The sequence below is a fragment of the Streptomyces sp. ISL-98 genome, from assembly GCF_018614055.1.
Classification (GTDB): Bacteria; Actinomycetota; Actinomycetes; order Streptomycetales; family Streptomycetaceae; genus Streptomyces; species Streptomyces spiramyceticus.
Genome location: NZ_JAGGPB010000035.1, coordinates 60,149 through 72,091, shown reverse-complemented (window position 1 = coordinate 72,091; position 11,943 = coordinate 60,149). Strand labels below are relative to the sequence as shown.

Here is an 11,943-nt window from a genome sequence, read left to right as displayed (position 1 = left end):
GTTGACGCGTGTGGCGTCAGAGGAATGTCAGGCGGATTGTCAGAATTATCAGAGGTGTGTCACAGGAGTGTGAGCTGCGTCGGGCCGGGATCCTCCGGCTTCGCCGGCTCGGGGACGCGCCGGTGCAGGCCGGGACCCGACGGGCCGATGCCGAACTCCGTGGCCAGTTCGTGCACTTGTCGGGTGATCCGCCGCTGGTACCACTTGGGTGCGTATGCCCCTTCGGCGTACAGCCGCTCGTACCGCCGCACCAGGTGCGGATGGTGATCGCCGAGCCAGGCCATGAACCACTCGCGCGCGCCCGGCCTCAGATGGAGTACGAGCGGAGTGACCGACGTCGCACCCGATGCGGCGATGGCGCGGACGGTGGCGCGCAGCTGATCGGGGGAGTCGCCGAGGAAGGGGATGACGGGGGCCATCAGCACGCCGCAGCCGATGCCGTGGTCGGTGAGGGTGCGTACGACGTCGAGGCGGCGCTCCGGGGAAGGCGTACCTGGCTCGACCGTGCGCCACAGTTCCTGGTCGGTGAAGCCGACGGAGACGGAGATGCCGACCTCGGTGACCTGGGCGGACTGCACAAGGAGGTCGAGGTCGCGCAGGATCAGCGTGCCCTTGGTCAGGATCGAGAAGGGGTTCGCGCGGTCGCGCAGGGCGGTGATGATGCCGGGCATCAGCCGGTAGCGGCCCTCTGCGCGCTGGTAACAGTCGACGTTCGTCCCCATGGCGATGTGCGCGCCCTGCCAGGTGCGGGAGGCGAGCTGGTGGCGCAGCAGTTCGGGGGCGTTGATCTTGACGATGATCCGGGTGTCGAAGTCGAGGCCGGTGTCGAGGTCCAGATAGCTGTGGGTCTTGCGTGCGAAGCAGTAGACGCAGGCGTGCGTACAGCCGCGGTACGGATTGACCGTCCATTCGAACGGCATGCGTGAGGCGCCCGGCACCCGGTTCAGGATCGAGCGGGCCCGCACTTCGTGGAAGGTGATCCCGCGGAACTCGGGGGTGTCGAAGGTGCGGGTCGTGACCGCGTCCGTTCCGAAGAGCGCGGGGTTCCCGATGGCGGGGGTTTCGGCCAGATTGTCCCAGCGCATGAGCGCCTCCTCGGTAGCACTGAGCTCAGAATAGAACACTTGTTCCCTTGATTGCTGCAACCCCCGATTTTGGGCGGCGGACCGGAGGTGGTTGGGTAGCCGCACCCCCGAAAAACCGAGTGCTGGAGGAACAGGCATGGCGCAGGTCGAGGCCACGACGGAGCGGATCATCGCGGCGGATGCGGAGGCGGTGTTCGATGCGCTGGCCGACTACAGCGGCACGCGCGCGAAGATCCTCCCCGAGCACTTCAGCGAGTTCGAGGTGCGCGAGGGCGGTGACGGCGAGGGCACTCTCGTCCACTGGAAGCTCCAGGCCACCAGCAAGCGCATCCGCGACTGCCTGCTCGAAGTGACCGAGCCGACCGACGGGCAGCTCGTCGAGAAGGACCGCAACTCGTCCATGGTCACCACCTGGACCGTCACCCCGGCCGGCGAGGGCAAGTCGAAGGCCGTCGTCAGCACCGTCTGGAACGGCGCCGGCGGCATCGGCGGCTTCTTCGAGAAGACCTTCGCCCCCAAGGGCCTCGGCCGGATCTACGACGCCCTGCTCGCCAACCTCGCCGCCGAGGTCCAGAAGTAGCCCATCACCGGTTCGAGTGGTCTTCCCCATCGGCCGGTCGTGCGCCGTAGGGGCTCCCACCGGGGGTGTAGCCGCCCGCGTACGCCTCCCGCGCCCTTCGTCGCGGTTGCTCCCCCTTCTCACGCAATGCGAGAAATGGGCGGCGCATTGTGACGAGGGGAGCAGTACGTGGGCGGGACCACTCTGGTGGAGGGCGGGCAGGCCGCAGAGCAGCCCGCCCACGAAGGGCGCCGAGCGGCAGGAGAGTTCGGCCCTCCACCACCCCAACTCCCCGTCGGCCCAGAGGCCGCGGGCCTGCCGCTCAGCCCGGGCCGCGTCCGGCTGGTCTTCTTCGGGCTGATGCTCGCGCTGCTTCTCGCGGCGCCGGGGCAGATGATCGTGGTCACCGCCCTCCCGAAGGTCGTCGGTGAACTCCACGGCCTGGACCGGATGTCGTGGGCGATCACCGCCTATCTGCTCACCGCCACGATCGGCCTGCCGGTCTACGGAAAACTCGGCGACCTCTTCGGCCGCAAGGGCGTCTTCCAGGTCGCGATCCTCGTCTTCGTCGTCGGATCGGCACTGGCCGGCCGGTCCCGCACCATGGACCAGCTCATCGCCTTCCGCGCCGTCCAGGGCCTCGGCGCGGGCGGTCTCATGATCGGCGTCCAGGCGATCGTCGCCGACATCGTGCCGCCCCGGGCCCGGGGCCGCTTCATGGGCCTCATCGGCGCCGCCTTCGGCCTCGCCTCCATCGCCGGACCCCTGCTCGGCGGGCTGTTCACCGACCACGTCTCCTGGCGCTGGTGCTTCTACATCAACGTACCCTTCGGCCTGTTCACCATGGCCCTGATCGCCGTGGTGCTGAAGCTCCCGAAGCCGGACGTACGCCCGCGACTCGACGTACTCGGCGCGCTGCTGCTCGCCGCCGCGTCCACCTGCCTCGTCCTGCTGACCAGCTGGGGCGGTACGGAGTACGCCTGGGACTCGCGCATCGTCCTCGGTCTCGCAGCGGGCGCTGCCGGAACGACTCTGCTCTTCATCGTCGTCGAGTCCTACGCGCCCGAACCGGTCGTGCCGCTGCGGCTGTTCGGCGACTCGGTCTTCACCATCACCTCACTCGTCGGCGCGGTCGTCGGCATCGCGCTCTTCGGCGCCGCGAGCTACCTGCCCACCTTCCTGCAGATGGTCGCCGGCGCCGGCGCCACCGAGTCCGGGCTGCTGATGCTCCCCATGATGGGCGGCGTGGTCATCGCCTCGATCGTCTCGGGCCAGCTCATCAGTGCCACCGGCCGCTACCGCATCTACCCGGTCGTCGGCGTGGCGTTCTCGGCGGTCGGCATGTGGCTGCTGTCCCGGCTGGAGGCCGACACTTCCCGGCTGCACTACAGCATCTGGATGGCCATCCTCGGCACCGGGATCGGCCTCGTCCTGCCGGTGCTGGTCCTCGCCGTGCAGAACTCCGTGCGCCCCACCGACCTCGGCGCCGCCACCAGCGCCAACAACTACCTCCGGCAGATCGGTGGCAGCATCGGCGCCGCCGTCTTCGGCACGCTCCTTGCGAACCGGCTCACCGACGCCCTCGCCGAGCGGCTGCCCGCCGGAGCCGACCTCCCCGACCCGCAGAGCATCACCCCGCAGCTCGTGCACGCCATGCCGCCCGCGCTGCGCGACGCCTACATCGAGGCGTACGCCGAAGCCATGCCGCGGATCTTCCTCTACCTCGTGCCGGTGCTCGTACTCGGCCTGCTCATCGCCTGCTTCCTCAAGGAGAAACCGCTGGTGTCCCACAACGCCCCCACGGCTGTCCCGGCGGCCCGCACCGCGTCGTACTCCCAGTCGTCCCCCTCACCCTCACTTTCCCCCTCGCCGTCCGCGCCCCAGAACCCGTACCTCTCCGGGGTCCCCGTCCACGGCACCGTCCAGCACCACGACGGCACCACCGTCCCGCGCGCCGCCCTCACTCTCATCGACGTGTCGGGGCGGCAGGTCGGGCGCGGTGCGAGCGGTGACGACGGGCGGTACGCGCTGAGCGTGCCCTCGCCAGGGGCGTACGTGATGATCGCGGCGGCCGGCGGACACCAGCCGCAGGCCGTCACTGTCACCGTCGGCGAACGCCCGGTCGAGCTCGACGTCGTGCTCGGCGGCGCGGGGCGGCTCGCAGGGACGGTGCACACGGCGGACGGCACGCCGGTGCGGGACGCCGCCGTGACGCTCACCGACGTACGCGGAGAGGTCGTCGCATCCACCCGCAGCGGGCGCGAAGGGGGCTATGTCATCACGGAGTTGGTCGCGGGCGAGTACACGCTCGCGGGAAGCGCCCCCGCCTTCCGGCCCGCCGCGCTCCCGGTCAGCGTGCAGGCCTCGCGCGAGACCAGGCAGGACATCGAGCTGGCGGGCGGAGCGGTACTGCGCGGCACCGTACGGGCGAGCGGCGGCAGGCCTGTCGAGGACGCCCGCGTGACGCTGCTCGACGTCGCCGGCAATGTGGTGGACACGCTCACCACGGGTCCCGACGGCAGCTTCCGCTTCATCGATCTGTCGTCCGGCGAGTACACGGTGATCGCCGCGGGCTATCCGCCGGTCGCCACCGTCCTCCAGATCGCGGGCGGCGGACGATCCGAACGCGATCTCCAACTCGGCCACGAGGACTGACCGTTATGAACGGCCACGGGCAGGCGGGAGACCCTTGTGCGCGGGCGCACCACCTATTGCGTCGTTGCGCCGCGCACAGCCTTCCAGTGGCCGTACGGTGGTGAGGGAAGCCGCAGCTTCCTCGCGGCGGGAAGGGGGCTCCCACCCATGGACAGTGGAACTCCGCCACGGCTGCCGCGGCAGCGTGCGGTGACCGGCCGGATTCCGCTTGGCGTGGTCGTGGTGGACAGCGGCGGGCTCGTGTCGCACTGGTCCACCGGCGCGCGGCGGTTGTTCGGCCGCTCCAGGGAAGAGGCGGTGGGGCAGCCCGCAGCCGACCTGATGCCGGTCTCCGGAGCACTCCCCGACGACGCCGCCTACACGGCGTACGACGCGTACGAAGGCCCCGGCCCCGGCCTCGGCGACTCGCTGAACGGCCTCACGTCCTATCCGGCCGCGGGCAGGGCCAGGGTCCACGGGCCGGGAGGCGAGCGGGTCGACGTCCTGTGGTGGGCGTACCCGCTGGTCGGGCCCGGACCCGAGCGGCTGCTCGTACTCGCGGCGGACGCGGCCCGGTTGGAGAGCGCGGACCGGACCGGGAACGCGGTCAGCATCGAGCGGACAGCACCCGGATTCGCCCTGCACACCGAGTTCGCCGGATCCGACGAGCTGGCCCGCCGGCTGCCAGAGATCCTGCCCAGCATGAGCGTCGGCGAGGCGGGACGCATCGTCTCCCAGATCCTCGAACTGGGCTATCCCGTCCTGGAGTTCAGCCAGCACGACCGGGTGCCCGTCACGCCCGACTGGGGTGTGCCCAGGCGTGCGGTCCGCAGGACCGGACAGCCGCGGACCGCACGGACCGGCGAAGGGCCTTCCACCACCGCGGCCGACGAAGACCTCGATCTCGAATGCGACCTCGACCTCGAATACGCCGCTGTCCGCGAGCGGCTCGAATTTCTCAACGAGGTGAGCGGGCGCATCGGTTCATCGCTCGACCTCGCCCGTACGATCCAGGAAGTCAGTGCCGCCGTGGTGCCGCGCTTCACCGATGTCGCGGGCACCTATCTGCGCGAGCAGGTCATCGCGGGCGAGGGCTTCCCCGACGGGCCGCCGGACGCCACCACCATGTGGCACAGGGTCGCCGTCGAACATGTCGACGCACCCGGGCGCTGGGACGATGTGGTGCCGGTCGGCGAAGCCATGCCGTTCCCCGTGCACACCCCGTTCTTCCAGTGCATGACGACCGGCGATCCGGTGCTCGTACCGCGGATCAGCGAGCAGATGGGCACCGCCATCGCCTCGCAGTTCGAGAAGCGCGACATCAGGCCGCTGATCAGCGGGCGCTCCATGCTCGTCGTGCCGCTCAAGGCGCGCAATGTGGTGCTGGGTTTCATGATCCTGCTGCGTCACCCGGGGCGCGCGCTCTTCAACGACATGGACCGCGTCACCGGCGCCGAACTGGCCGCCCGGGCCGGGCTCGTACTCGACAACGCCCGGATGTACACGTACCAGGAGAGCGTCGCCGAGACCCTTCAGGACAGCATGCTGCCGCAGGTCACCCCGCGCATGGCGGGTTGTGACACGGCGACCCGTTATCTGCCGGGAACGCTGCTCGGGCGCGTCGGCGGCGACTGGTTCGACTCCATCAAGCTGCCCGGATCGCGCACCGCACTGGTGGTGGGCGACGTCATGGGCCACGGCCTCAACTCGGCAGCGATGATGGGGCAGTTGCGTACGGCGGTGCAGACCATGGCGGCCCTGGACCTGCCGCCCGCGCAGCTCCTGCGCAACCTCGACGACCTGGCGCAGCGGCTCGGCGAGCACTATCTCGCGACCTGCCTGTACGCCGTCTACGACCCGGTGCGCGGCGAGCTGCAGCTCGCGAACGCGGGCCACATCCCTCCCGTGCTCGTACGGGCCTCGGACGGGCGCAGCGAGCTGCTCGCCCTGCCCACGGGGGCGCCGATCGGTGTGGGCGGGGTGCCTTTCGAGTCCGTTCGGGTGCGTGTCGAGCCCGGCGACCGGCTGGTGATGTGCACGGACGGCCTGGTCGAGGTGCGGGGCGAGGACATCGGCGTGGGGCTCGCGACGCTGTGCGAGTCGGCGGCGCATCCGGCGGCGTCCATGGACGCCGCGTGCGACACCATCATCCGCGCGCTCAACACCGGCGGGGATCGCAAGGACGACGTGGCGCTTCTGATGGCCCGTCTCAACGGCATCGCGGAACGGGACGTCGCGGTGTGGCAGCTGACCCTGGAACCGCGCGAGGTGGGCCGGGCGCGGCGGCTCGTGCGCGGGCAGCTGGCCGCCTGGGGGCTCGAAGAGGCCGCGGAGAGCATGGAGCTGCTGGTCAGCGAGGTCGTCACCAACGCGGTGCGGCACGCGGGCAGCCGCGGTGCGGAGCTCAGGGTCGTACGGACGGACGCACTGCTCTGCGAGGTCACGGACGGCGGCCATGCGCTGCCGGCGCTGATGACCGCGGGGCCGGACGACGAGGCGGGGCGCGGGCTCGGGGTGGTGAGCGCCGTGGCGCGGGAGTGGGGTGCCAGCCGTTCGGGAGAGGGCAAGACGGTGTGGTTCGAACTGCCGCTGCCGCGTGTGCCCGGGTCGAACGCACGGTGAAGGTATACGCCGAGGACTTGTCGGCATAACTCTCCGGCGGTAGACCGATCTTGACGTGATGTCAGAGATCGGGCACATCCTGGGGAGCTGAGCATGAGCGTGACGGGCCGGTACAAGGACGCCTGGGAGGGCTTCTGGCGGGATGCCTCGCACGAGCCGGGGGCGGTCTTCTGGGACGCGGAACCCGCCCTCACCGCCGAGCTCCACCTCGCCCTCTTCGAGCCGCACCTGACGGACCCCGCCCTGCCCGTGGTCGACCTCGGCTGCGGCAACGGCACGCAGGCGCTCTTCCTCGCCGACCGCTTCCCCCAGGTGATGGGAGTCGACCTGGCGGGGTCGGCGATCGAGCACGCCGAACGCAACGACCCGCTCAGCCGGATCCACTTCCAGCAGCTCGACGCGGCGGACGGGGCGGCCGTACAGCGACTGCGCGCCGGGCTCGGGGACGCGCAGGTCTATATGCGCGGCGTGCTGCACCAGTGCGAGGCGGCCGACCGGCAGCCGGTGGCCGACGCCGTCGCGGCGCTGGTGGGGGAGCGGGGGAGGGCGTTCGTGGTGGAGCTCTCGGAGGCGGCGCGGCCGGTGCTGATGGGCCTGGCGCAGGGGCCGGCCGGGCCGCCGCCCAAGCTCCGGCCGGTCTTCGAGCACGGCATCGCGCCGGGCGAGATGGCGGACGCGGAGCTGAGCGGGCTGTTCCGGTCGGCGGGGCTCACGATCCTGGCGAGCGGGGAACTGCCGCTGACGACAACGGAGGCCGGAGCGGACGGCATGCGCATCGAGCTGCCGTCGGCGTGGCTGGTCGTGGGCCGTCCGTCGCGGAGTCCGGAATGACGCGTTACGCGGCGACCCTCCCGAGGATGTGGCCCATGGCCGCCAGTACGGACGGCTCCACCCGGTAGTACACCCAGGTCCCGCGCCGCTCGGAGGCGAGCAGGCCCGCTTCCCTCAGTTTCTTCAGGTGATGCGACACGGTCGGCTGGGACACGCCGACGTCGGAGATGTCGCACACGCACGCCTCGCCGCCCTCGTGCGAGGCGACCAGGGAGAACAGGCGCAGGCGGACCGGGTCGCCGAGCGCCTTGAACATCGCCGCCGTGCGGACGGCCTCCTCGGCGGTCAGGGGACGCTCGGTCAGCGGCGGGCAGCACGGCGCCGCCAGGTCCGGCTCCAGCAGCGGCAGCACCTCGGTATTCGACATATGTCTATGTTGACACACGTCGAACCAAGGATCATCGATGCGGATGCTGATTCGATAGCTGTCTATGTTGACGTTCGTCGAATCAGGTGCCATGCTGGGCCGCGAAGTCATCGACGTATGTCGAATCAACTGGGGAGTCACCGTGACCGTGCAGACCAGCGCCCTGCCCACCGTCGTGATCGGAGCCGGCCCGATCGGCCTGGCCGCCGCCGCCCATCTCGTCGGACGCGGCATCGAGCCGCTGGTTCTGGAGGCCGGCACGGGCGCGGGTGCCGCCGTCCGCGAGTGGAGCCATGTGCGGCTGTTCTCCCCCTGGGCCGAGGTGGTCGACCCGGCGGCCGAGAAGCTGCTCGCCCCGACCGGCTGGAGTGCGCCGGACGGGGCGACGTACCCCTCCGGCGGTGACTGGGCTGCGGACTACCTCCAGCCGCTGGCCGACGTCCTCGGCGACAGAGTTCGCTTCGGCGCCCGCGTCACCGGCGTATCGCGCCTCGGGCGGGACCGGGTCGTCGACGCCGACCGCGAGCGGCAGCCCTTCACCGTCCACGTCCGGTACGCCGACGGCACCGAGGAGCGGATCACCGCCCGCGCCGTCATCGACGCCTCCGGTACTTGGGCGACCCCCGCTCCCATCGGCGGCGACGGCCTCCCGGCCCTCGGTGAGCGCGCTGCGGCCGCGCGCATCTCGTACCGCGTGCCCGACCTCAAGGACCCCGCCGTACGGGCCCGTTACGAGGGCAGGCGCACCGCCGTCATCGGATCCGGCGCGTCCGCCTTCACCGCACTCGCCTACCTGGCCGAACTTGCCAAGGACGCCCCCGGCACCCACGCGGTATGGGTCCTGCGGCGCGGAATCGGCGGCTCCACCTTCGGCGGCGGCGAGGACGACCAGCTTCCCGCCCGCGGTGCGCTCGGACTCGCGGCCAAGGCGGCCGTGGACGACGGACATGCCGACGCCGTCACCGGGTTCCGTACGGCCGCCGTCGAGAAGGACGGCGACCGGCTGGTGCTCGTGGCCGAGGACGGCCGCCGCCTCGACCCGGTCGACGAGGTCATCGTCCTGACCGGCTTGCGCCCCGACCTGTCGTTCGTCTCCGAGTTGCGCCTCGGCCTCGACGAACGCCTCCAGGCCCCGACGGAACTTGCTCCGCTCATCGATCCCAACCAGCACTCCTGCGGGACCGTCTACCCGCACGGCGTAAAGGAGCTGTCCCACCCCGAGCAGGACGTCTACCTGGTCGGCATGAAGAGCTACGGCCGCGCGCCCACCTTCCTCGCCATGACCGGTTACGAGCAGGTCCGCTCCATCGCCGCCCACCTCGCCGGAGACGCGGAAGCCGCCGGACGCGTCGAGCTGACCCTGCCCGAAACCGGGGTGTGCGGTGGCGCGGGCCTCTTCGACGAGCCCGACGCCGCCCAGGCCGAGGGCGAGGGTGGCGGAGGTTGCTGCGCCGCGCCCACGACGCTTCAGATCGGCGCCCCTGCCGCCTCGGGCGGCTGCTGACCCGGTGGGCCGGCCCGGCCGGCCCGGCCGGGCCGGTGAGGCCATCCGTCTGAACCTGGCCCGCGTGTTCTCCAGCGCGTAACGTAACGCGACATGAAGATCTCATCTCGCCTGCCGTAGGACTGGAGCACCGTGAAGATCCTCATCAGTGCCGACATGGAAGGCGCCACCGGCGTCACCTGGCCTGCCGATGTGCTTCCGGGCACGCCACAGTGGGAGCGCTGCCGCCCCATGTTCACCTCCGACGTGAACGCGGCCGCGCTCGGCTTCTTCGACGGGGGCGCCGACGAAGTGCTCATCAACGAAGCGCACTGGACCATGCGCAACCTGCTCCTCGAACAACTCGACGAACGCGCCGAGATGCTCACCGGCCGGCACAAGTCGCTCAGCATGGTCGAGGGCGTGCAGCACGGCGACGTCGACGGCATCGCCTTCGTCGGCTACCACACCGGCGCGGGCACCGAGGGCGTCCTCGCGCACACCTACCTGGCCAACTCCATCACGGGCGTGTGGCTCAACGGCGAACGGGCCAGCGAGGGCCTGCTCAACGCCCATGTCGTCGCGGAGTACGGCGTCCCGGTCGTGCTCGTCACCGGCGACGACATGACCTGCCGCGACGCCGACGGGTACGCACCCGCGGCCCGCAAGGTCCCGGTCAAGGACTACGTCTCGCGGTACGCCGCGGTCTGCCGCACCCCGGCCCGTACCGCCGCCGGCATCAGGGCCGCCGCCAAGGAGGCGGCGGCCCTCGCCATTCGCCACGAACCCGTGATCGGCGGCTCGTTCACCGTGGAGCTGGAGTTCGACGCGGAGCACCTTTCGGGGGTCGCCACCGTCGTGCCGGGGGTGGTGCCGACCGGGGAACGGCGTGTCGCGTACACCAGCGGCACGATGTATGAGGCCATTCGTACCTTCAAGGCGGTCACGACGATCGTCTCGTCCGCGGTGGAGGAGCAGTATGGCTGACAAGCAGCCGGTCGGCGCGGGGGCGACCGACGACGGGGCGGACGGCGACGGAGTGATCGACGCGCTCGCGCTCGACGAGGTCGTGGCCTTCACGTCCGATCTCATCCGCATCGACACCACGAACCGCGGCGGCGGCGACTGCCGCGAGCGCCCGGCCGCCGAGTACGTCGCGGAGCGGCTGGCCGACGCCGGCCTGGAGCCGGTGCTCCTCGAACGCACCCCCGGACGCACCAACGTCGTAGCCCGAATCGCGGGCACCGACCCCACCGCCGACGCACTGCTCGTCCACGGCCACCTCGACGTCGTACCGGCCGAGCCCGCCGACTGGAGCGTGCACCCCTTCTCCGGGGAGATCCGCGACGGAGTGGTCTGGGGCCGTGGCGCGGTCGACATGAAGAACATGGACGCGATGGTCCTCGCGGTCGTACGGGCCTGGGCGAGATCCGGCACCAGACCGAGACGCGACATCGTGCTCGCCTTCACCGCGGACGAGGAGGCCAGCGCGGAAGACGGCTCCGGCTTCCTTGCCGCGGAACACGCCGAGCTCTTCGACGGCTGTACGGAAGGCATCAGCGAATCCGGCGCCTACACCTTCCACGCGGGCCCCCGCATGGAGATCTATCCGATCGCGGCGGGGGAGCGCGGCACCGGCTGGCTCCGCCTCACCGGAGTCGGCACGGCAGGACACGGCTCCAAGGTCAACCGCGACAACGCGGTGAGCAGACTGGCCGCCGCCATCGCCCGGATCGGCGAGCACGAATGGCCGGTACGGCTCACCCCGACCGTCCGCGCCAGCATCACCGAACTCGCGGTCCTGCACGCACTGGACGCACCGGACTTCGACGCGCCCGACTTCGACGTCGACGCCCTGCTCAACAAGCTGGGACCCGCCGCGGAGCTAGTCGAGGCGACCGTACGGGGCAGCGCCAACCCGACCATGCTCGACGCCGGATACAAGGTCAACGTCATCCCCGGACGCGCGACCGCCTACGTCGACGGGCGGTTCCTGCCCGGCGGCGAGAAGGAATTCGAGCAGACCCTCGATCTGCTCACCGGGCCGCACGTCGACTGGGAGTACCACCACAAGCAGGTCGCCCTCCAGGCGCCGACCGACTCCCCGACGTACGCGAAACTCCGTGCGGCCGTGGAACGCTTCGCCCCCGAAGGGCATGTCGTGCCGTACTGCATGTCGGGCGGCACGGACGCCAAGCAGTTCTCCCGGCTCGGCATCACCGGCTACGGCTTCTCGCCGCTCAAGCTGCCCGCCGACTTCGACTACCAGGCGCTCTTCCACGGCGTCGACGAACGTGTACCGGTCGAAGCCCTGCACTTCGGTGTGCGGGTACTCGACCACTATCTGCGAACCGCCTAGCCG

The 11,943-nt window shown here is 70.8% G+C and carries 9 protein-coding genes; 7 read left to right on the top strand and 2 right to left on the bottom strand.

Annotated elements, in window-relative coordinates; genetic code table 11:
• Nucleotides 1–59 precede the first annotated feature (59 nt).
• Nucleotides 60–1,085 carry an Rv2578c family radical SAM protein gene (locus J7I98_RS24320; protein WP_214925386.1) on the bottom strand — a complete coding sequence of 342 codons (1,026 nt, stop codon included), beginning with the start codon at nucleotides 1,083–1,085 and terminating at the stop codon, nucleotides 60–62.
• A 136-nt stretch (nucleotides 1,086–1,221) separates the two neighbouring features.
• Here J7I98_RS24320 and J7I98_RS24315 point away from each other — a divergent pair, with 136 nt between their 5' ends.
• The 4 genes from J7I98_RS24315 to J7I98_RS24300 all read left to right on the top strand — a co-directional run bounded on the left by J7I98_RS24315 (nucleotide 1,222) and on the right by J7I98_RS24300 (nucleotide 7,731).
• The gene (locus J7I98_RS24315; protein WP_214925384.1) at nucleotides 1,222–1,665 is read left to right on the top strand and encodes an SRPBCC family protein; all 444 of its coding nucleotides are present in this window, start codon (nucleotides 1,222–1,224) and stop codon (nucleotides 1,663–1,665) included.
• Nucleotides 1,666–1,833: 168 nt separating this feature from the next.
• Nucleotides 1,834–4,299, top strand: a complete 2,466-nt coding sequence (locus J7I98_RS24310; protein ID WP_308377916.1) for an MFS transporter — start codon at nucleotides 1,834–1,836, stop codon at nucleotides 4,297–4,299.
• Nucleotides 4,300–4,446: 147 nt separating this feature from the next.
• Nucleotides 4,447–6,900 carry a SpoIIE family protein phosphatase gene (locus J7I98_RS24305; protein ID WP_214925380.1) on the top strand — a complete coding sequence of 818 codons (2,454 nt, stop codon included), beginning with the start codon at nucleotides 4,447–4,449 and terminating at the stop codon, nucleotides 6,898–6,900.
• Nucleotides 6,901–6,993: 93 nt separating this feature from the next.
• A complete protein-coding gene (locus J7I98_RS24300) occupies nucleotides 6,994–7,731 on the top strand; it encodes a class I SAM-dependent methyltransferase (protein WP_214925378.1) in 738 nt (245 codons plus the stop codon).
• A gap of 4 nt (nucleotides 7,732–7,735) precedes the next feature.
• Here J7I98_RS24300 and J7I98_RS24295 read toward each other — a convergent pair whose 3' ends face one another.
• Nucleotides 7,736–8,098, bottom strand: a complete 363-nt coding sequence (locus tag J7I98_RS24295; protein ID WP_214925375.1) for a helix-turn-helix transcriptional regulator — start codon at nucleotides 8,096–8,098, stop codon at nucleotides 7,736–7,738.
• Between the two features lie 91 nt (nucleotides 8,099–8,189).
• Between J7I98_RS24295 and J7I98_RS24290 the strand changes: the two genes are divergently transcribed.
• The 3 genes from J7I98_RS24290 (at nucleotide 8,190) to J7I98_RS24280 (ending at nucleotide 11,940) form a co-directional block, all read left to right on the top strand.
• Nucleotides 8,190–9,602 (top strand): NAD(P)-binding domain-containing protein, encoded by a 1,413-nt coding sequence (locus J7I98_RS24290; RefSeq protein WP_214925718.1) that lies wholly within the window; start codon nucleotides 8,190–8,192, stop codon nucleotides 9,600–9,602.
• 132 nt (nucleotides 9,603–9,734) lie between these two features.
• Entirely contained in the window at nucleotides 9,735–10,568 is an 834-nt protein-coding gene (locus tag J7I98_RS24285) for a M55 family metallopeptidase (protein ID WP_214925372.1), read from the top strand.
• A complete protein-coding gene (locus J7I98_RS24280; protein WP_214925369.1) occupies nucleotides 10,561–11,940 on the top strand; it encodes a M20/M25/M40 family metallo-hydrolase in 1,380 nt (459 codons plus the stop codon). The genes J7I98_RS24285 and J7I98_RS24280 overlap by 8 nt, the downstream gene beginning before the upstream one ends.
• The last annotated feature ends 3 nt before the right edge of the window (nucleotides 11,941–11,943 follow it).